We start from the raw sequence: 20,314 nt of genomic DNA on the forward strand, positions 1-20,314 counted from the left end.
AGCCTGGCCAGCCAAGACCAGACCACGGGCATCGACCAGATCAACCAGGCCATGGTGCAGATGGACCAGGTCACGCAGTCCAACGCCGCGCTGGTCGAAGAGGCTGCCGCCGCCGCGCAGTCGCTGGAGCAGCAGGCGCAGGCACTGGTGCAGGCCACCAGCGTGTTCCGCCTCGATTCCCCATCCCAACGCCTGGCATTGCCAGCCTGAGCGCCCTGGCGCCATACCAAGGAGAAGCACTGCAATGGCTTATTTTGAATGGGCAAATGACATGGTCATCGACAACGGCCCGATTGATGAAGACCACCGCAAGCTGGTGGACTTGGTCAACGAGCTGCACACCGCCACCAGCCAAGGGCGCGGTCAGGAGGTGGTGGACAAACTGCTGACGCAGCTGATTGCCGACACCGAGGAGCATTTGCGCGAAGAAGAGCGCGTGATGGAGCAGGCCAAGTTCACGAACCTGGAGCGCCACAAGCAGGGACACACGCATTTCGTCAACAAGCTGCATGAGCTGCGGCAAAAGCAGCAACAAGGCAGCGTGACCGTGGCGTCACAGTTGTCTTCTGTGCTGCGCGACTGGTTGTCGTTGCACATCCGGCGCAACGACAAGGAATTGCGCCAGTTTTTGCAGCAGAAAAGCCGCCAGCGCAGCGCCTGAGGCGCGCGCTCTTCTCAGCTGACGCCTTGTGCCTTCAGAAAAGGCACATAGGCCTTGTCGGTGCGCATGATGTGCTGGGTCAGCCAGTGCTTGAGAAATTCCAGGATGTCGGTAGAGATGTGCTGGCCGTCTTCAAAGTCGGTCAGCGCGTTCATGATGGTGCCGGTGAACTTGTTGTGCTGGGCCTTGTGCGCTGCGGTGTCGGGGTAGGCGTGGCGCTCAAACCATTCCTCTTCCATGATGAAGTGGTTCATGGTGTAGTCCATCAGCCCTTCCAGCACTTCCCCGATGGCCGTTTTGTTGGGTGTGGGCTCTGACAGCTCGGTGTGCAGCTGGTTGATGCGGTCCACCAGCCAGTGGTGTTGCTCATCGACATCGCTGATACCCACAGCGATTTCATCGCTCCACGGCATGAACGTCATTCAGTCTCTCCTTTTTTGTACACGTTGCAGCAGGTTGTCGTGCCACATGGTAAAGGCAGAAGATGGCAGTTCCTGACGGGGCTGGATGCGCTGGATCAGCGTTTGTCCGGATTGCGCCCCGCAACGCGGCCCCCGCGCTGCCCCGGCCCGCCTGGCGCTGGCGTGCCGGGGGCGGGCGGCGGTTTATGCCAGGTGCTTGCCCACGATGCCGGCCAGCTCGAACATGGTGATTTGCGGTTTGCCAAACACCGGCAGCAGTAGGGCGTCGGCATTGATGGCGCGCTTGTTGCTGGCGTCTTGCAGGCCCTGGGCCTTGACGTAGTCCCACACCTTTTTGATGACCTCGGTGTGCGCCACCGGCTCGGCGCCAATCACGGCGGCCAGGGCGGCGCTGGGCTGTTTGCCGGGGCTGGCGGCCTTGGCTTTTTTGGCAGCGGGCTTGGTGGCAGCTTTGGCCGTGGTTTTGGCCGCAGATTTCAGGCTTTTTGTGGCTGTAGCGCCCGTGGTTCGGGCGCTACCAGCTCCTGAATCAGGAGCGCCGCCTGCCGTTTTGCGCGGCGGAAACTTGCTCGGGGCAAATTCAAAATTGACCTTGCCCGCCGCCGCATCCCAGGCCAGGTGGGCTTTGAAGGCGCGGCGCGTGCGCATGCTGACGAACTTGTCGAGCAAGTCGGTTTTGCCGGTGGTGAGCAGCTTGTGCATTTGCTCGCGCTCCACGGGCTGCTGCAAGATGATTTTTCCGCTCTTGAAGTTGCAGGTGGCCACGGGCTGGGCGGTGGTGGCCACGGCGTGGCTGCACACGTAGTTGCTGCCGTGCTCATAGACCGCCGCGCCGCACTGCGGGCACGCGCCCAGCGATTCCTGGCCGGCAAAGTCCACCAGCTCACCCGTGTCGGCGGCGTTTTTGTCGTCGCCAAAGTCGAATTCGAGCTTGTAGTTGTGTGCCTCGTCGTCGTAGGTCAGGGCGATTTCAGCGGTGAACGGCCAGCCCGCTTTGGAGCGGAAGCCTTCCAGCGGGCCGATTTTTTTGTCGGCCAGCAGGGCTTCGGCCTCGGGCGGCTCAAAGGTGCGCCCGGCGGGCGATTTGCCAAACGAGAAGCCGCAGGGCTCGGCGCCCGCTTTGCCCACGCAGGCGTAGCGGCGGTAGTTTTCTTTCACCACGCCGCCGCAGTTGGGGCACGGGGCGGAAAGCTGGGCGTAGTCGCCGGGGATGGTGTCGCGGTCGTATTCCTTGGCTTTTTTCACCATGCGCTCGGTCATGGCGGCAATCTCGGCCATGAAGGTTTCGCGCGAGAGCTGGCCTTTTTCCATCTGCGCCAGCTTGTATTCCCATTCACCGGTCAGATCGGCGCGGGCCAGCTCTTTCACATCCAGGCCACGCAAGAGCGTCATCAGCTGGAAGGCTTTGGCCGTGGGGATGATCTCGCGGCCTTCGCGCAGCATGTATTTTTCGGTGAGCAGGCCCTCGATGATGGCGGCGCGCGTGGCGGGCGTGCCCAGGCCCTTTTCCTGCATGGCCTCGCGCATGCTCTCGTCTTCCACCTGCTTGCCCGCGCTCTCCATGGCGCCCAACAGCGTGGCTTCGGAGTAGCGTGCCGGGGGCCGGGTTTTCAGGGCCTTGGGCTCGACCTGCTGGGCGCGCGGTTGTTCGCCGGGCTGCACGGGCACCAGGCTTTGGCCTTTGTCGCCTTCTTTGGCGTCGGGTACTTCACCCGCCGCTTCTTTGCCGTAAATGGCCAGCCAGCCCGGTTTGACCAGCACTTTGCCCTCGGTCTTGAAGTGGTGCTCGGTGCCCGCGTGCTGCACGGTGCTGATGCGCGTGGTCACCAGATACTCGGCGCTGGGGAAGAACACCGCCATGAAGCGGCGCACCACCAGGTCGTAGAGCTTTTGCTCGGCCTCGGACAATTCGCCGGGCGCTTGCAGCGTGGGGATGATGGCAAAGTGGTCTGACACCTTGCTGTTGTCAAAAATGCGCTTGGTGGGCCGGATGTAGCCGTTGTTCAGGGCGGTCTGGGCGTGTGGTGCCAGGTGCGCCATGCCGCTGGTGGCCAGCATGGCAAAGGTTTGCTGGGCCACGGGCACGTAGTCTTCGGGCAGCGCGCGCGAGTCGGTACGCGGGTAGGTCAGGGCCTTGTGGCGCTCGTACAGGCTTTGTGCCAGTGCCAGCGTGGTCTTGGCGCTGAAGCCGAACTTGCCGTTGGCCTCGCGTTGCAGGCTGGTCAGGTCAAACAGCAGGCCGCTGGCCTGGGTGGTGGGCTTGCTTTCTTCGCTGACACGGGCGCTCTGGCCGCGCGCGGCGTCGGCAATGGCCTGGGCTTGCTGCTGCGTCCAGACGCGGTCGGCGCGCAGCTCGGGGTCGTCGCTTTTCTTCCACTGCGGGTCGAACCACTTGCCGGGGTAGTCGCCCGCCTGGGCGGCAAAGCTGGCATGGATTTCCCAGTAGTCGCGGGTGATGAATTTGCGGATTTTTTCCTCGCGCTCCACCACCAGCGACAGCGTGGGCGTCTGCACCCGGCCCACGGTGGTCAAAAAGAAACCGCCGTCGCGCGAGTTGAAGGCGGTCATGGCGCGCGTGCCATTGATGCCCACCAGCCAGTCGGCCTCCGAGCGGCTGCGCGCCGCGTGCGCCAGGCCCTGCATTTGCGCGTCGCTGCGCAGGTGCTGGAAGCCGTCGCGGATGGCCTGCGGCGTCATCGACTGCAGCCACAGCCGCTGCACCGGCTTGCCCAGCGGCTTGCTACCGCCCGCGTACTGCTCGATCAGGCGGAAGATCAGCTCGCCCTCACGGCCCGCGTCGCAGGCATTGATGAGCGCGGTCACGTCCTTGCGCTTGGCTTGCTTGACCACGGCGTTCAGGCGCGCCTTGGTTTTGTCCACGGGCTTCAGATCAAAGCGCGGCGGAATCACCGGCAGGTTGGCGAAGCTCCATTTGCCGCGTTTCACGTCGAACTCTTCGGGCGCCTGGATTTCAACCAGGTGGCCCACGGCGCTGGTGACGACGTACTGCTCGTTCTCGAAGTGGTCTTCGTGCTTGTCAAACTTGCCCGCCACGGGCGTGAGGGCACGCACGATGTCTTGTGCGACCGACGGCTTTTCTGCAATGACCAGGGTCTTGCTCATGGGGTGTTCTTTCGTTGTGGTTCTGGGCGGCCGAGCGTTGCTGCGGGCGCTTCTACAATCCGTGTTCTTCGCGCGTACATGCGCACGCGCATGTGTGCCCATTGAAGTTAACAGAAGTTTTGCCATGCCCCGCACTGCCACTCCCGCCGCCGCCGCTGGCCGCCGCATCCAGACCCGCCGCTCCGGCGTTCACGGCAAGGGCGTGTTTGCCGTCCAAGATATTGCCGAGGGCGAGGTGCTGATTGAGTACGTGGGCGAAATCATCAGCTGGCAAGAGGCGCAAGACCGCCACCCGCACGATCCGCTGCAACCCAACCACACGTTTTACTTTCACGTCGATGCCGACCGCGTGATCGACGCCAATTTTGGCGGCAACTCCTCGCGCTGGATCAACCACAGCTGCGCCCCCAACTGCTACGCCGATGAGCGTGATGGCCGCATCTTCATCACCGCGCTGCGCAACATCGCCGCTGGCGAAGAGCTGAACTACGACTACGGCCTGATCATCGAAGAGCGCTACACCAAAAAACTCAAAGCCGAGTACCCCTGCTGGTGCGGCGCTGCCACGTGCCGGGGCACGCTGCTGGCGCCCAAGCGTGGCTGGGTACCGCCGCTGCCGCGCAGCCAGACCGAGCCGCTGGACGCGCCCCAGTCGCCCGAGTCCACCGCCACCAGCGCCAAAGCGCCACGCCGCAGCCGCAGCCGCACCCGGAGCGCCCAGGCATGAGCGCCCCGCTGCGCTGGCCTGCCGAGGCCATCTGGGAGGCTGTGGTGCCACAGTTGCCCGGCTTCACCGTCGAGGTGCTGCCCACGGTGGACTCCACCAACACCGAATTGATGCGCCGCGCCCGCGCCGGGCAGTCTGACCCGGTGCTGCTGGTGGCCGAGCAGCAAACCGCCGGGCGCGGGCGGCTGGGCCGGGCCTGGCGCAGCCAGCCGGGCGATTCGCTGATGTTCTCGCTGGGCTTGCCGTTGGCGCCTGCCGACTGGTCGGGCCTGTCGCTGGCTGTGGGCGTGAGCGTGGCCGAGAGCCTGCAACCCGTGTTGCCGCCGCCGGGCAGTGCCACGCCGCGCGTGGGTCTTAAGTGGCCCAACGACCTGTGGCTGGGCGGTGCCGGTGGCGAGCGCAAGCTGGGCGGCATCCTGGTCGAGACGGCCAGCTTTGTCGCTCCCCAGGGCGCTGCGGCACCCGCCAGCGCAGGCACGCGCTACGTGGTGGTGGGCGTGGGGCTGAACATCCGCCCGCCAGACGCTGCGGGCATGGGTTTGCCGCCGGGTGGCTTGCAGGAGGTGGATGTGCTGCTGGATGCGCCCACCGCCTTGCTGCGGGTGGCCGCGCCGCTGGTGGCCATGTTGCAGTCGTTTGCGGGCTACGGCTTTGCACCCATGCAGCCGCGCTTTGCCCTGCGCGATGTGCTGCAAGGCCGCTCCGTGGTGCTCAGTGACGGCCACAGCGGCACCGCCCAGGGCGTGGGCGAGGACGGCGCGCTGTGGGTGTTGACCGACAGCGGCATGCAGCCGGTGACCAGTTCCGAGGTCAGCGTGCGCCCGGCCAGCCTGGCCGCCACCTTGTCTGCCCGCGCGGGTGGATTGCCATGTTGAGGTGGCTGGTACTGGCCCTGTTGCTGGGCAACCTGGGCTACTACGCCTGGTCGCAAGGCATGCTGCGCCACCTGGGCATGGTGCCCGTGGAGCAGGCCGAGCCCCAGCGTCTGGCGCAGCAAATTGCCCCCCAGGCGCTGAATATCGTTGGTCAGGGGGGCGCACCTGCGGCTGCACCCGCTTCTGTGCCCGCCCCGGCACCAGAGCCCGCACCCACAGACAGCGCCAGCGCGGCGCCCGCCGCCGCACCGGGCCTGCCCGCCAGCCAGGCCCTGGCCGCATCTGCTGCCCCGGCGGTGCCCGCTCCGGCTGCGTCTGCTCCGGCAGTGGCCGCCGCACCCGCTTCTGCCCCTGCGCCCGGTATCTGCTTGCAGGCAGGCGTGTTTGACGATGCCCAGGCCGATGCCTGGCGCAAGGCCGCCGCCGCCCTGCCCGAAGGCAGCTGGGTGCTGGACCGCGCCCGCCTGCCGGGGCGCTGGATGGTTTACATGGGCCGCTTTGCCGATGCCGACGCACTGGCCAAGAAGCGCAACGAACTGCGCGCGCTGGGCGTCTCCTATGACCGCCCAGGGGCCGCGCTGGAGCCAGGCCTGTCGCTGGGGCGGTTTTCTACCGAAGAAGCGGCCCAGCGCGCCTTGACCACCCTGGGCAACCAGGGCGTGCGCAGCGCGCGGGTGTTGCAAGAGCGTGCCGATACGCCTGTTTTTGTGCTGCGCCTGCCTGCGGTCAACGCGGCCATGCGCGACCAGCTCACCGGCCCCCTGCGCCCGGCGCTGGCAGGCCGCACCCTGCGGCCCTGTAACTGACGGCGGCAGAGCCCCGCGCCCACACGCAGCGCAGTGCCGTGTGGGCGCTCAGTCCTCGCTGCGCGCGGCAAAGCGCACCGAAAACAACGCCCCCGGCGGCACTTGCTCGGGGTGGGCATCTTCCAGAAACACCTCGGCGCTGTGCTGGCGTGCAATTTCCAGCACGATGGGCAGGCCCAGGCCCGAGCCGTCGGCGTCGGTGCCCAGCGCCCGGTAAAACGGCTGAAAAATCAGTTCGCGCTCGGACTCGGGAACGCCCGGACCCGAGTCCTCCACTTGCAGCAGCAGCACCTGGCCAAAGCGGTCGGCCAGCACCCGTGCCGTCACCACGCCGGGTTTGTCGGCGCTCGACGGGGTGTAGTGGATGGCGTTGTCCACCAGATTGCGCACCAGTTCTTTGAGCAGCGTGGGGTTGCCATCCACCCACACGCCGCTCTCGCCGGGCTGGGCGCCGTCGTAGCCCAGGTCGATGCGCTTGTCCAGCGCGCGTGGCACCGAGTCGCGCACCACCTCGATGGTGAGCTTGGCCAGGTCGCAGGGCTGGCGTGCCAGGGCGGCGCCGCTGCCCTCGGCACGCGCCAGCGCCAGCAGCTGGTTGACGGTGTGCGTGGCGCGGATGCTGGAGCGCCCAATCTGTTGCAGCGAGCGCTTGAGTTCTTCGGTGCTGGTGCCCTCGCGCTGGGCCAGGTCGGCCTGCATGCGCAGCCCCGCCAGCGGTGTTTTGAGCTGGTGCGCGGCATCGGCCAGAAAGCGTTTTTGTGTGGCCAGCGAGTCTTGCAGCCGCGTGAGCAGGTCGTTGACCGAATCGACCAGCGGCGCCACCTCCAGCGGCACGGCCTTGTGGTCCAGCGGGCTCAGGTCATCGGGGCTGCGCGCACGGATGCGCTCTTCGAGCTGGTGCAGGGGGCGGATGCCGCGCGCCAGCGCCAGCCACACCAGCAGCACCGCCAGCGGCATGATGATGAACTGCGGCAGCATCACGCCCTTGATGATTTCGGCGGCCAGCACGCTGCGTTTTTCGCGGGTTTCGGCCACCTGCACCAGGGCCAGGGGGGCGTCTTTGAGCGGCAGGCGCACCCAGATATAGGCCATGCGGATGTCGATGCCGCGCAGCTCGGCATCGCGCAGGTACACCTCGCCGGTGGTGGGGACGTCTTCTTCCGGCGGGCGCGGCAGCTCGCGCTCGCCCGAGAGCAGCTCGCCGCGCGCGCCAATGACCTGGTAGTACACGGTGTCGGAGTCGTCGGCACGCAAAATTTCGCTGGCGGGCTGGGGCAGGTTGAACTGCACTTTGCCTTTTTGCACCGTCACCAGCTGGGCCAGGGCGTGGGCGTTGTATTCGAGGGCGCGGTCAAAGGGCTTGTTGGCAATGCCCTGCGCCACCAGCCAGGTCAGCGCCAGGCTGATGGGCCACAGCAGCAGCAAAGGGGTGAGCATCCAGTCCAGGATTTCACCGAACAGGGAGCGTTGCTCACGCTGGAAGATTTTCAAGGCACTGGCCGCAAGATGGGATATAAAAAGTGCCTCTATCCCTTATGGGGTGGGCGCAACCAGCTATCATTTTTGGAAAATTAGCTGGGGATTTTTTCCAGGCAGTAACCCAGGCCGCGCACGGTGGCGATGCGGATGGGGCCTTTTTCAATCTTTTTGCGCAGGCGGTGGATATACACCTCAATGGCGTTGTTGCTCACCTCCTCGCCCCACTCACACAGGCGATCGACCAGCTGGTCTTTGCTCACCAGGCGGCCTGCGCGTTGCAGCAGCACTTCCAGCAGGCCCAGCTCGCGCGCTGACAGCTCCAGCATCTTGCCGTCGATGGTGGCCACGCGCCCGGCCTGGTCGTACACCAGCGGGCCGTGCTTGATGGCGCTGCTGGTGCCGCCCATGCCCCGGCGCGTCAGTGCCCGCACGCGCGCTTCCAGCTCTTGCAGGCTGAAGGGCTTGGCCATGTAGTCGTCGGCGCCAAAGTCCAGGCCCTTGACGCGCTCGTCCACGCTGTCGGCGGCGGTGAGGATGAGCACGGGCAGCGCCGAGCCCCGGCTGCGCAGTTTTTTCAGTACCTCCAGGCCGTGCATTTTGGGCAGGCCCAGATCGAGGATGAGCAGGTCAAACTCGTTGTTGGTCATCAGGGCTGCATCGGCCTCGCTGCCATTGGCCACGTGGTCAACCACGGCGCCCGAACTGCGCAGCGTGCGCAGCAGGCCGTCAGCGAGCACCTGGTCGTCTTCGGCAATGAGGATGCGCATGCAAAAAATCTCCTGTGGTCTGGGGGCGGCGCGCGGGCGCCGCAGGGTGCAGGTGATTCTAGTGTTGCTCTATGCCTGCGCCGCAGGCGTGCGCACTCAGCGCGGTGGCGTCCAGGCCAGCAGCAGCGCCACCAGCGATTGCAGGTCGGTTTGCAGGCGCGCCATGCCCGCGCTGTCGATGGCCAGGGTGTGCTCGTCCATGTAGAGCTTGCGGTTGATTTCCAGCTGGATGCTGTGGCGCTGGCGGGCCGGGTCGCTGTGGCGGCGCACCAGTTCCACGCCTTTGTAGGGGTGGTTGTATTCCACGCTGTAGCCGCAGGCGCGCAGGTGCGCGCACACCTGCTGCGACAGCGCGGCGTTGGCGGTGCTGCCGTCGCGGTCGCCCACCACCAGATCGGCATGCACCAGCCCCGGAAACAGCGTGGCATGGCTGGCCGCCACGGCGGGCATGGAGTGGCAGTTGAGGTGGATGCTGTAGCCGTGGCGCGCGTGGGCGGCGTCGATGGCCTGCGCCACGGCAGCGTGGTAAGGCTGCCAGCACTGGGCGATGCGCGCCTGCACTTCAGCCACCGACAGCAGGCGGTCGTAAATGGGCGCGCCTTCGTCGGTGTACTTCCAGATCAGTCCTTTGCCCAGGCGCACCTTGGCCAGCACGGCGGGGTCGGTGGCCAGGGGGCCGGGCCAGGGGCCGTCGAGCAAGCTGGTGTCCAGCTCGGTCACATCGCGGTTGGCATCGAGGTAGATGCGCGGAAAGTGCGCCTCTACCCAGGCCACGCCCAGCGCGGGCGCAAAGGCGTAGATTTTTTCAACGTGCGTGTCCTCGGCGCGGCGCAGTGTGGGCAAGTCCAGGGCGGCGCCAAAGTCGGCGGGGTAGCGGGTGCCGCTGTGCGGCGAGTCCAGCACCAGCGCCGTGGTGCCTGCGATGTGGCTGACCAGGGGCGCGGGCGTGGCGGGGCCAGCGCCGCTGCCCGAGGCGCCGGGCTGGGCGTGCAAAAAACGGTGGGGGTGGGGAGTCAAGGGTGCGTGCATGGGAGGTGTCCTTCTGGGCGCCCCACCGGGCAGGGGGCAGGGCGAACATTCCAGAGAGGCACGATTTTGCGGCCACCGCGCAGGCTGCGCACCGCCGTGGCCTAGGGGTTTGTCCGGTGTCGGGCGCGTGGCAAGCGGGCGTGCGCGGTGGGCTCACAGGCCGCTGGCGTAGGCCTCCAGCCCGATGGCCACCACCGTGGCCACGTCGTTGCCCACCTCGGCGCGAAACTCTGCCTCGGCCTGCGCCACCGCGTCCCGAAACGCCTGCAACCACGCCAACCCCGTGGGCGTGAAGCGCACGCGCCGCGCCCGCGCATCCAGCGCATCGGCCTCGCGCGTGACCAGCCCCCAGGCCACGCACTGGTCTACCAGCGTGCCCATGGCCTGCTTGGTCATGCCCGCGCGCTCGGCCAGGTCGCCCAGGCGGTCGCCGCCCAGCGACAGGTGGCGCGTGATGTGGATGTGCGCCGCGCTGACCTGGTCGCGTGCGGCCAGGTTGGACAGTGCCAGCGGCACCTCCACGTTGCGCGCCATCAGTTGCAGCACGCGGGCGTCAAACCGGCGCAGGGCGTGGCCCATCAGGCGGCCCAGGTGGGTTTGGCGCCAGCCATCGTCGGCGGGTGGCGGGGCGCCCAAGGGTGTGGTCAGAAGGGGGGATTCGGCCATGGCTGATTGTCAGTCAAACTGACTAAAAAGTGGGTTTACGCGGTGCAATGGCGCCTCTAAACTACTGTTCAAGTATCCAGCCCGGCGTCGCAAGACACCGCACTGTAGCCAGTCAACCCGTTGATTTTTCAGGAGATTCCCATGAGCGCACCCGTCAACCACAGCATGCCCCCCGACGCTGAAAAAGCCAAAGCCCTGGCCGCCGCCCTGGCCCAGATCGAGAAGCAATTTGGCAAAGGCACCATCATGCGCCTGGGCGAAGGCGAAGTGATTGAAGACATCCAGGTGGTGTCCACCGGCTCGCTGGGGCTGGACATTGCGCTGGGCGTGGGCGGCCTGCCCCGGGGCCGCGTGGTCGAAATCTACGGCCCCGAATCGTCCGGCAAAACCACGCTCACGCTGCAAGTGATTGCCGAAATGCAAAAGCAAGGTGGCCAGTGCGCTTTCGTCGATGCCGAGCACGCCCTGGACATCCAGTACGCGCAAAAGCTGGGCGTCAACCTGCAAGACCTGCTGATTTCGCAGCCCGACACCGGCGAGCAGGCGCTGGAGATTGTGGACAGCCTGGTGCGCTCGGGCGCTGTCGATTTGATCGTCATCGACTCGGTGGCCGCGCTCACGCCCAAGGCCGAAATCGAGGGCGACATGGGCGACAGCCTGCCTGGCCTGCAAGCGCGCCTGATGAGCCAGGCGCTGCGCAAGCTCACCTCCACCATCAAAAAGACCAACTGCATGGTCATCTTCATCAACCAGATCCGCATGAAGATTGGTGTGATGTTCGGCTCGCCCGAGACCACCACGGGCGGCAACGCGCTGAAGTTCTACGCCAGCGTGCGCCTGGACATCCGCCGCACCGGCTCCATCAAAAAAGGCGAGGAAGTGATCGGCAACGAAACCCGCGTCAAGGTGGTGAAAAACAAAGTCTCGCCCCCGTTCAAGACCGCAGAATTTGACATCCTGTTTGGCGAAGGCATCAGCCGCGAGGGCGAAATCATCGACATGGGCGTGGTCGCCAAGATTGTTGAAAAGTCGGGCGCCTGGTACGCCTACAACGGCGAAAAAATTGGCCAGGGCCGCGACAACGCCCGCGAGTTTTTGCGCGAAAACCCGGCATTGGCCCGCGAGATTGAAAACAAAGTGCGCGAGGGCTTGGGCATTGCCCTGTTGCCCGCTGCGCTGGTGCCCTCCGCAGGCGCCAACGCGGCCAGTGACGCCGCCGATGGCGTGGTCGATGCGCCCGCCGCCCGCAACCGCAGGGCGGATGCCAAGGTCGATCAAAAATCTGAATAAAAAGTGCTTGCAGCGCCCGGCGGATGGGCGCAAGCAGCTATCAAAAAATAGCAATTGGCACCCATGGCCATGCCACCCCCGTCGCTCAAGGGCCGCGCGCTGCGCTACCTCGCAGCGCGCGAGCATTCGCGTGCCGAGTTGCTGCGCAAACTGGCGCCGCACGCCCAAGAGCGCAGCGAGATTGAACAGGTGCTGGACGATTTGCAGGCCAAGGGCTTCATCAGCGAGGAGCGTGTGGCTGCGTCCGTGCTGCGCCAGCGCGCTGCCCGCCTGGGCGACCGGCGCCTGCGCCAGGAGCTGCACACCAAAGGGCTGGACGCACAGACCGTGGCCCAGGCGCTGGAATTGCTGCGCGGCACCGAACCTGCGCGCGCCCGCGAGGTCTGGCAGCGCAAGTTTGGTCAGCCCGCCACCGACCCCGCAGGCCGCGCCAGGCAGATGCGTTTTTTGCTCACGCGCGGCTTTGCCATGGATGTGGTGCGCCGCGTGGTGCAGGGCGCCGATGTGGACGCCGACGCAGGCTGAGTCGCTGGTGATTGAGGGTGTTTTGGGGCTGTAGCGCTTGCGGGATAAGCGCTAGCAGCTATTGATTCAGGAGCGTTTGGTGGGCGGCGTCCCGGTTTGCGCAGTCTTGTGCGCTGCGCCAGCTGGGCCGCTGCGCGCTCACAAGCCCAGCATCAATTGCAGGTTTTGCACGGCAGCACCGCTGGCGCCCTTGCCCAGGTTGTCCAGACGGGCAATCAGCACGGCCTGGCGGTGCGTTTCGTTGGCAAACACGCGCAGTTCGAGCTGGTTGGTGTGGGCCAGGGTGTCGGCGGCCAGCTTGCCGTCGTCGGTGGCGGGCAGCACCTTCACCCACTGGGCGCTGGTGTTGGTGGCCGCGTAGTGCGCGGCCAGGGCCTCATGCAGGGCGGCGGCAGTCGGCGCGCCGGGCAACAAGTCCAGGTGCAGGGGCAATTGCACCAGCATGCCCTGCGCAAAATTACCCACCGCCGGGATGAACACCGGGCGGCGCGTCATGCCGGTGTAGTGCAGGATTTCCGGGATGTGCTTGTGCGACAGGCCCAGCGCGTAGGCCTCGTAGGGCGGCGCCTTGCCCGCTTCGTAGGCCTCGATCATGGGGCGGCCACCGCCCGAGTAACCACTTACCGAGGGCAGCGCCACGGGGTAATCGGCAGGAATCAGCCCGGCATCGACCAGCGGGCGCAACAGCGCAATGGCACCCGTGGCGTAGCAGCCGGGGTTGGAGACGCGGCTGGCGGTGCGCACGGCTTGCAGCTGGCCCGCGCACAGCTCCGGAAAGCCATACACCCAGCCCGGCGCCGTGCGGTGCGCGGTGCTGGCGTCAATGATCTTGATGGTGCGGCCCGAGGTTTTTTCGATGTCGTCGACCATGGCCACCGTCTCGCGCGCGGCGTCGTCGTGCAGGCACAGGATGACCAGGTCCACGCCCGCGATCAGCTCGCGTTTGGCAGCGGGGTCTTTGCGCCGCTCGGGGGCAATGCTGACCAGCTCTATGGAGGCCATGCCTTGCAGGCGCTCACGAATCTGCAGCCCGGTGGTGCCAGCTTCGCCATCGATAAAAACTTTGGACATGGGTGTCATCCTGCAAAAAAAGGAGGGATGGCGGCGGCGTGCGCCGCACGGCGGTGTAAGTTCTGCACAAGCGATGGTGCGTCGCAACATGATACATTTCGCGGCTGCCATGTCCCACGCCCGCCGCCAGACATTCAAACAGCCTCGGCAGACGGGTGAAATCCCTTTCCTGAGAGAGACCTCATGAAGATTCACGAATACCAAGGCAAGGAAATCTTGCGCAATTTTGGTGTGCCCGTTCCGCGCGGCATCCCTGCATTTACCGTGCAAGAAGCGGTTGAAGCTGCACAAAAACTCGGCGGCCCGGTTTGGGTTGTCAAGGCCCAGATCCACGCCGGTGGCCGTGGCAAGGGCGGCGGCGTCAAGGTTGCCAAGACCATTGACGACGTCAAGCGCATCGCTGGCGAAATCCTGGGCATGCAGCTCAAGACCCACCAGACCGGCCCCGAAGGCCAAAAAGTGCGCCGCCTGTACATCGAAGACGGCGCCGACATCAAGAACGAACTCTACATCTCGCTGGTCACTGACCGCGCTACGCAGAAGGTGGCGCTGATCGCCTCGTCTGAGGGCGGCATGGACATCGAGGAAGTGGCCCACGCCACCCCCGAGAAAATCATCACCGAGATGATCGACCCGCTGACCGGCATCACGCCTGAGCAGTCGCGCAAAGTCGCTGCGGCCATTGGCCTGACCGGCGCTTCGGTGGACCAAGCCGTGGACTTGTTCGCCAAGCTCTACCAGTGCTACATGGACACCGACGCTTCGCTGGTGGAAATCAACCCGCTGAACTGCAACTCCAAGGGCGAACTGATGGCACTGGATGCCAAGTTCAACTTTGACGCCAACGCGCTGTTCCGCCACCCCGAAATCGTGGCCCTGCGCGATCTGGACGAAGAAGACCCCGCTGAAGTGGAAGCTTCCAAGTTCGACCTGGCCTACATCAGCCTGGACGGCAACATCGGCTGCCTGGTCAACGGCGCCGGTCTGGCCATGGCCACCATGGACACCATCAAGCTGTTCGGCGGCGAGCCGGCCAACTTCCTGGACGTGGGCGGCGGTGCCACCCCCGAGAAGGTCACCGAAGCCTTCAAGATCATGCTCAAGAACGACAAGGTCAAGGGCATTTTGGTCAACATCTTCGGCGGCATCATGAAGTGCGACACCATCGCCACCGGCGTGATCACTGCCTGCAAGGCCGTGAACCTGAACGTGCCGCTGGTCGTGCGCATGAAAGGTACCAACGAAGAGCTGGGCAAGAAGATGCTGGCCGAATCCGGTCTGCCCATCATCGCCGCCGACACCATGGCCGAAGCGGCCACCCGGATCGTGGCGGAAGTCAAGTAAGAAGCCCGGAGAACACACATGTCGATCTACATCAACAAAGACACTAAGGTCATTACCCAGGGCATCACGGGCAAGACCGGCCAGTTCCACACCGAAAAGTGCCAGGAATACGCCAACGGCAAGAACGCCTTTGTCGCGGGTGTGAACCCCAAGAAGGCCGGTGAGTCGATCTTCAATATCCCGATCTACGCCTCCGTCAAGGAAGCCGCCCAGCAGACCGGCGCCACCGTCTCGGTGATCTACGTGCCGCCCGCAGGCGCTGCCGAAGCCATCTGGGAAGCCGTGGAAGCCGATCTGGACATGGCCATTTGCATCACCGAAGGCATTCCCGTCAAGGACATGCTGATGGTGCGCAACAAGATGAAGGCCAAGGAAGCTGCTGGCGGCAAAAAGACGCTGCTGCTGGGCCCCAACTGCCCCGGCATCATCACGCCCGACGAAATCAAGATCGGCATCATGCCCGGCCACATCCACCGCAAGGGCCGCATCGGCGTGGTGAGCCGCTCGGGTACGCTGACCTATGAAGCCGTGGCCATGCTGACCGAAGTCGGTCTGGGCCAGTCCACTGCCGTGGGCATTGGTGGCGATCCCATCAACGGTTTGAAGCACATCGACGTGATGCGCGCCTTCAACGACGACCCCGATACCGACGCCGTGATCATGATCGGCGAAATCGGTGGCCCCGATGAGGCCGAAGCCGCCCTGTGGTGCAAGGCCAACATGAAGAAGCCTATCGTTGGCTTCATCGCTGGTGTGACTGCCCCTCCCGGCAAGCGCATGGGCCACGCTGGCGCGCTGATCTCGGGCGGTGCCGATACCGCCGATGCCAAACTCGCCATCATGGAAGAGTCGGGCTTCGTCATCACGCGCAACCCCTCTGAACTGGGCAAGCTGCTCAAGGCACAGCTGAAGTAAGCACGCCACAGCACCCAGGCCCGCCCTGGGCGCTCCCACCAAAGCGCCTGCGGTCTTTGTGCCTCAGGCGCTTTGCCCGTTGTGGGGGCTGGGCCTGCCATGGTGTGAAGTCTGCTCGCCAGGGGTGGGTGCTCGTCTATGATGCAAGCCGCCACGCGAGCCATACCCAGCCAGCGTGGTTCGTGGCCGCGTTTTGTGCTGCGGGGCCTCGGCCTACACACCCTTTGCGGGAATCCAGAAACCTTGGGCTGCAACAACACATGAAGTATGAATTCAGCGCCCGCACCGACCGCGGTCGGGTGCGCGCCAACAATGAAGACGCTGTCAGTGTGGACCGCCAGGCCCAGGTGGCTGTGCTGGCCGATGGCATGGGCGGCTACAACGCTGGCGAGGTGGCCAGCAGCATGGCCACCCAGTTCATCCGCACAGAAATGGTGCGATGGCTTGCGCAGGCGCGCCGACCCGGGCGCGACGTGCGCCGTGCGCTGGAGATTTGTGTGGAAAACGCCAACCTTGCCATCTTCGATGCCGCCCAGGAGAACGCCCAATATGCTGGCATGGGCACCACGCTGGTGGCGGGCGTTTTTCAGGACGAACGCCTCACGCTGGCGCACGTGGGCGACTCGCGCTGCTACCGCCTGCGTGCGGGCCAGCTCACGCAAATCACGCGCGACCACTCGTGGCTGCAAGAGCAGGTAGATGCTGGCCTCATTACCCCGCAGCAAGCGGCGCAGTCAGGGCAGCGCAACCTCGTCACCCGGGCGCTGGGCGTAGAAAATACGGTGCAAGTGGAAACCAACGAATTCCAGGTGCAGCCACAAGACCTGTACCTGATGTGCTCCGACGGACTGAGCGAGATGTTGGGCCATGCCGACCTCACCATCCTGACCGCAGCCGACGTCCCGCTGGACGACAAGGTGCAGCGCCTCATTGATGCCGCCAATGCCCGGGGCGGGCGCGACAACATCAGCGTGGTGCTGGTGCAGGCCGACAGCAGCGCCGTTCCCCGCAAACGCGGCTTGGTATCGCGGCTGCTGGGTTCGGCGTGAGTCCGGCAGCTGGCAACCCCCACCCTTTCATGCAAACCATGCAACCCCCCACCCGCAGGAACAGGCCATGCCCAAACTGATCGTCTCGATCGATGGTGTAGTCATCAAAGAATTGCAGCTCACCAAAGAGCGCACCGCGCTGGGCCGGCGCCCGTACAACGACATCGTGATCGACAACCTCGCCATCAGCGGTGAACACGCCGTGCTGCACATGCACGCCCAGGGCGTGGAACTGGAAGACCTGGACAGCACCAATGGCACCTACGTCAACGGCAAAGCCGTTCAGCGCCAATGGCTGCACGGCGGCGACACCATTGAAGTGGGCAAATACAAAATCCGCTTCCTCAACGAGGCCGAAGCCGAAGACTACGAAAAAACCATGATCGTCAAGCCCGGCATGGTGCCCCCGCCGTTGCCACCGCGCACGCGCGCCACGGCGGCAGCACCCTATGCCGCCACCGCCGCACAGCCTGGCCCGGTGGCCAGCATCCGTGTGCTCTCGGGGGCCGCCGCCGGGCGCGAAGTGGCCCTGAGCAAAGTGGTCACTACCATCGGCAAACCCGGCGTGGCCGTGGCCGCTATCACCCGGCGCCACCATGGCTACGTGCTCACCCACGTCGAAGGCCCCGACACCCCGACGCACAACGGCGTCCACATCGGGCAAGAGCCCGTACCCCTGCACAACGGCGACCTGCTGGAACTGGCAGGCACCGAGATGCTGTTTGTGCAGACTTGAGGCTGACCCAAAAATCCTGAATGGATACGAATCCAGCTGAGCGGATGGCAAGCCGCTCAGTGCCGTCATTTGTAGGCTAAATGTTGCCCTTTAGTGCCTAAAAAACTTTATTATGGACAATATGTTGTCCATAGAATTTGATTCTCCAGATGCCGTTCGCAGTGCCATAGGCCAGCGCGCCAAAGCCGCTCGGCTGGTGCTCGGCTGGACCCGCAAGACCCTTGCGGCGCGCTCGGGCGTGGCTGAATCGACCATCAAGCGCTTTGAACTGACTGGGCATATCGGCACGGCTGCACTGGTGCAGATTGCCATGGCGCTGGGGGTGCTCGATAGCTTTGGCGCCTTGTTCGCCCCTCGAGCCATTCAAACCATCGCCCAAGCCACAGCCTCCCCACGACAGCGAGGCAGCCTGTGAACCACACCGTACCCCCGCACGTGACCCGACTCAACGTCCGTCTTGGCGCGCGCGCCGTAGGCGTGTTGGCTTTGGGCCAAGACAAAAAAATCTGGTTTGCCTACGACCCGCAGTGGATTGCCAGCGGCTTCAACCTTGCGCCCAGAACCATGGCCTTCGACGTCCAGGCACAGTTGGCCCGTGGCGACGTGTTCGGTGGTTTGCATGGCGCCTTTTCAGACTCCCTGCCCGATGGCTGGGGCCTGCTTTTGATGGACCGTGAGTTCAAGCGGCGCTGTGATTGGCCATCCCATGCCATCACGCCGCTGGATCGTCTGGCCTACATCGGTAGCCGTGCCATGGGAGCACTGGAATACGCCCCCGCCCATACCCAAGAACCCACCGCGAACGCCATCGACTTGGGCCAACTGGCCCAATCGGCAGAGCAGGTGATGCAAGGCCAGGAAGGCGATGTGCTGCGGCAGCTCAGAATCCAGGGTGGCTCGCCCGGCGGTGCGCGGCCCAAAGTGACCGTGGCGCGAAGCGCTGCATCGGCCCTGTGCCTGTCGGGGTTTCAAGCATTGCCTGAAGGTTACACGCACTGGATCGTCAAATTTCGTGCGCCTGAAGATCCCCGCGACATGGGCAGAATCGAACGCGCCTACGCCGATATGGCTGGTATCGCTGGCATTGCCATGCCCCGCACCGATCTGATGACGGTGGCACAAGGCGAAGGGCACGAAGAAGACTATTTCGCCGTAGAGCGCTTTGACCGCCACGGGCCTTGCGGCAAACGCCACGTACTTTCTTTGGCTGGTTTGCTGTATGCCAACTACCGCCTGCCGTGCATGGACTATGACGCGATCCTGACCACCGTTGGCGTGTTGACACAAGACCACACTCAAGTCGAACGCGCCTTTCGGCTGATGGTTTTCAACGTGCTGGCACACAACCGTGACGACCACGTTAAAAATTTTGCCTTCCTGCGTGATGAGGCCACAGACTGGCAACTTTCGCCCGCCTTTGACCTGACCTTCAGCACCGGTATGGGTGGCGAACACACCACAGCCATCAACGGCCAAGGACGCCCCGCCCTGGAGCATGTCTTGCACATCGGCCGCAAGCACCGCATCACCAAGGCGGCGCACATCGTCGCAGAAGTGCGCCATGCCGTTGCACAGTGGCCCGCGCTGGCGCAGCAGTGGCAAGTGACCAGCGCATCCAGCCAGTCCATTCAAGCTGCACTGGCAAAGATTGACCAGGGCTTCAAGAATGCAGCGATGTAGCGCAATGCGCCACCCCAGGCGATGCGTAAAATTTACTCCTAAATTGATAGCTGCTAGCGCCCGCTCCAAAAGGAACAGAGCCTGATTTGGTTCATTTTTTGCAGCAGCCTGTCAAAAACCGCAACCCGCGCAACAGGCAGTGACAATTCGGCGTGACACAAATGTCATGAATTGGCGAAAATTTGCTGAAGGTTGTTACAGCAACCGCATCTCTACAAGGGGCTTTGTAAGTAAAACGATACGCCTTGTTGCATCCATCGGGCTGGCACGGATGCTGCTGCTATGGCTGCGAACCTGAAGAATCCTTCTGCAGGTTTTCATTCGCAATTGACTCCGAGGAGAACTTTATGAAGCGTACTCTGCAAAAGGGCTTTACCCTGATCGAACTGATGATCGTTGTGGCGATCATCGGTATCTTGGCTGCCGTGGCACTGCCCGCGTACCAAGACTACACGGCCCGCGCCAAACTGTCTGAAGTGCTTCTGGCAGCTTCTACCTGCCGCACCACGATCACTGAAGCTTCGCAAACCGGTTTGCCGTCCGCAGGTGCGCTGGCAGCCACTGACGGCTTCGGCTGTGGTGAGGGCGCATCGGCCAAGTCGCAGTACGTGGGTGCTTTGAACACCACCAACACTGGTGTTATCACGGTCACAGCACAAAAGATTGGCACTGGTGTCGACACCAAAAAGATCACTTTGCAGCCTTACACCGATGCAACTTTGACTACCAAGGCAAAGTCTACCGACTTCATCACTGGCACCAACACGCCCGTGGTGGGCTGGAAATGCGCTTTTGATGGCGACCTGAAGTTCATGCCCGCTAGCTGCCGCCTCGCTACTTCCGCTCTGTAATCTGAAGTGCTTGCAAGCGGCGCTAAACAGCGAACTGTTTGTACACTCCTAAACGGCCCTTCGGGGCCGTTTTTTATGCGCCTTTAAGGATTTATCCGTAAATTGTTGTACTGTTACGGCTTGATCTGACATCAGGCGGAGGTAGCAGATATGGCCAAGGCCCATGCCAACTCATGGGAGGTGACGGATGCGTTCTGGGCACGGGTGGAACCCCTGGTGCCCAAGCCGCAGCGCGATCCGAACAAGCTCTACAAGCGCAGTGCCGGTGCCGGTCGCCCCCCGAAGTCAGCCCGCTTGG

General features: G+C 64.3%; 20 protein-coding genes and 1 pseudogene. 14 read left to right on the top strand and 7 right to left on the bottom strand.

Annotated features, from left to right (window positions below):
• Both EV674_RS16285 and EV674_RS16290 read left to right on the top strand, forming a co-directional pair.
• Positions 1 to 210 (top strand): annotated as a pseudogene (locus tag EV674_RS16285) (methyl-accepting chemotaxis protein); the annotation flags it as partial.
• Positions 211 to 244: 34 nt separating this feature from the next.
• Entirely contained in the window at positions 245 to 661 is a 417-nt protein-coding gene (locus tag EV674_RS16290; RefSeq protein ID WP_132750486.1) for a bacteriohemerythrin, read from the top strand.
• 14 nt (positions 662 to 675) lie between these two features.
• On the opposite strand, the gene EV674_RS16295 is transcribed toward EV674_RS16290, so the two are convergent.
• Positions 676 to 1,083: a bacteriohemerythrin gene (locus EV674_RS16295; RefSeq protein WP_119014709.1), complete on the bottom strand. Its 408-nt coding sequence runs from the start codon at positions 1,081 to 1,083 to the stop codon at positions 676 to 678.
• Between the two features lie 183 nt (positions 1,084 to 1,266).
• Positions 1,267 to 4,206, bottom strand: a complete 2,940-nt coding sequence (locus EV674_RS16300; RefSeq protein WP_119014710.1) for a DNA topoisomerase III — start codon at positions 4,204 to 4,206, stop codon at positions 1,267 to 1,269.
• Between the two features lie 124 nt (positions 4,207 to 4,330).
• Between EV674_RS16300 and EV674_RS16305 the strand changes: the two genes are divergently transcribed.
• The 3 genes from EV674_RS16305 to EV674_RS16315 are packed head-to-tail and all read left to right on the top strand — an operon-like array spanning position 4,331 to position 6,614.
• Entirely contained in the window at positions 4,331 to 4,933 is a 603-nt protein-coding gene (locus EV674_RS16305; protein WP_119014711.1) for an SET domain-containing protein, read from the top strand.
• On the top strand, positions 4,930 to 5,808 hold the full coding sequence (locus EV674_RS16310) for a biotin--[acetyl-CoA-carboxylase] ligase (RefSeq protein WP_119014712.1): 879 nt from the start codon (positions 4,930 to 4,932) through the stop codon (positions 5,806 to 5,808). The genes EV674_RS16305 and EV674_RS16310 overlap by 4 nt, the downstream gene beginning before the upstream one ends.
• Positions 5,802 to 6,614, top strand: coding sequence for an SPOR domain-containing protein (locus EV674_RS16315; protein ID WP_119014713.1), 813 nt, complete (start codon positions 5,802 to 5,804; stop codon positions 6,612 to 6,614). The genes EV674_RS16310 and EV674_RS16315 overlap by 7 nt, the downstream gene beginning before the upstream one ends.
• Before the next feature lie 48 nt (positions 6,615 to 6,662).
• Here the strand turns inward: EV674_RS16315 and EV674_RS16320 are convergent, their stop codons facing one another.
• The 4 genes from EV674_RS16320 to EV674_RS16335 all read right to left on the bottom strand — a co-directional run bounded on the left by EV674_RS16320 (position 6,663) and on the right by EV674_RS16335 (position 10,555).
• A complete protein-coding gene (locus tag EV674_RS16320; protein ID WP_119014714.1) occupies positions 6,663 to 8,105 on the bottom strand; it encodes a sensor histidine kinase in 1,443 nt (480 codons plus the stop codon).
• A gap of 80 nt (positions 8,106 to 8,185) precedes the next feature.
• Positions 8,186 to 8,860 (bottom strand): response regulator, encoded by a 675-nt coding sequence (locus EV674_RS16325; RefSeq protein ID WP_119014715.1) that lies wholly within the window; start codon positions 8,858 to 8,860, stop codon positions 8,186 to 8,188.
• A gap of 96 nt (positions 8,861 to 8,956) precedes the next feature.
• The gene (locus EV674_RS16330; RefSeq protein WP_119014716.1) at positions 8,957 to 9,889 is read right to left on the bottom strand and encodes an N-formylglutamate amidohydrolase; all 933 of its coding nucleotides are present in this window, start codon (positions 9,887 to 9,889) and stop codon (positions 8,957 to 8,959) included.
• A 153-nt stretch (positions 9,890 to 10,042) separates the two neighbouring features.
• Positions 10,043 to 10,555: a MarR family winged helix-turn-helix transcriptional regulator gene (locus tag EV674_RS16335; protein WP_119014717.1), complete on the bottom strand. Its 513-nt coding sequence runs from the start codon at positions 10,553 to 10,555 to the stop codon at positions 10,043 to 10,045.
• A 141-nt stretch (positions 10,556 to 10,696) separates the two neighbouring features.
• On the opposite strand from EV674_RS16335, the gene recA reads away from it, so the two are divergent.
• On the top strand, positions 10,697 to 11,845 hold the full coding sequence (recA, locus tag EV674_RS16340; protein ID WP_119014718.1) for a recombinase RecA: 1,149 nt from the start codon (positions 10,697 to 10,699) through the stop codon (positions 11,843 to 11,845).
• 63 nt (positions 11,846 to 11,908) lie between these two features.
• Positions 11,909 to 12,370, top strand: a complete 462-nt coding sequence (gene recX / locus EV674_RS16345; RefSeq protein ID WP_241525032.1) for a recombination regulator RecX — start codon at positions 11,909 to 11,911, stop codon at positions 12,368 to 12,370.
• 138 nt (positions 12,371 to 12,508) lie between these two features.
• Here the strand turns inward: recX and argC are convergent, their stop codons facing one another.
• Positions 12,509 to 13,441, bottom strand: a complete 933-nt coding sequence (gene argC, locus EV674_RS16350; protein ID WP_119014719.1) for an N-acetyl-gamma-glutamyl-phosphate reductase — start codon at positions 13,439 to 13,441, stop codon at positions 12,509 to 12,511.
• 183 nt (positions 13,442 to 13,624) lie between these two features.
• Between argC and sucC the strand changes: the two genes are divergently transcribed.
• The 7 genes from sucC (at position 13,625) to EV674_RS16385 (ending at position 20,016) form a co-directional block, all read left to right on the top strand.
• On the top strand, positions 13,625 to 14,785 hold the full coding sequence (sucC, locus tag EV674_RS16355; protein WP_119014720.1) for an ADP-forming succinate--CoA ligase subunit beta: 1,161 nt from the start codon (positions 13,625 to 13,627) through the stop codon (positions 14,783 to 14,785).
• Between the two features lie 18 nt (positions 14,786 to 14,803).
• A complete protein-coding gene (gene sucD / locus EV674_RS16360) occupies positions 14,804 to 15,700 on the top strand; it encodes a succinate--CoA ligase subunit alpha (RefSeq protein ID WP_119014721.1) in 897 nt (298 codons plus the stop codon).
• Between the two features lie 260 nt (positions 15,701 to 15,960).
• Complete coding sequence (locus EV674_RS16365; RefSeq protein WP_119014722.1) at positions 15,961 to 16,749, top strand: Stp1/IreP family PP2C-type Ser/Thr phosphatase; 789 nt, start codon at positions 15,961 to 15,963, stop codon at positions 16,747 to 16,749.
• Between the two features lie 67 nt (positions 16,750 to 16,816).
• The gene (locus tag EV674_RS16370; RefSeq protein ID WP_119014723.1) at positions 16,817 to 17,485 is read left to right on the top strand and encodes an FHA domain-containing protein; all 669 of its coding nucleotides are present in this window, start codon (positions 16,817 to 16,819) and stop codon (positions 17,483 to 17,485) included.
• 121 nt (positions 17,486 to 17,606) lie between these two features.
• Positions 17,607 to 17,900 carry a helix-turn-helix domain-containing protein gene (locus tag EV674_RS16375; protein WP_132750487.1) on the top strand — a complete coding sequence of 98 codons (294 nt, stop codon included), beginning with the start codon at positions 17,607 to 17,609 and terminating at the stop codon, positions 17,898 to 17,900.
• Positions 17,901 to 17,920: 20 nt separating this feature from the next.
• Positions 17,921 to 19,165: a type II toxin-antitoxin system HipA family toxin gene (locus tag EV674_RS16380; protein WP_165887111.1), complete on the top strand. Its 1,245-nt coding sequence runs from the start codon at positions 17,921 to 17,923 to the stop codon at positions 19,163 to 19,165.
• 347 nt (positions 19,166 to 19,512) lie between these two features.
• Positions 19,513 to 20,016, top strand: a complete 504-nt coding sequence (locus tag EV674_RS16385) for a pilin (protein WP_119014726.1) — start codon at positions 19,513 to 19,515, stop codon at positions 20,014 to 20,016.
• Positions 20,017 to 20,314 lie beyond the last annotated feature (298 nt).

Origin of the sequence: Simplicispira metamorpha, from assembly GCF_004341365.1 — a bacterium.
In the GTDB taxonomy this organism is placed as follows: Bacteria; Pseudomonadota; Gammaproteobacteria; order Burkholderiales; family Burkholderiaceae_C; genus Simplicispira; species Simplicispira metamorpha.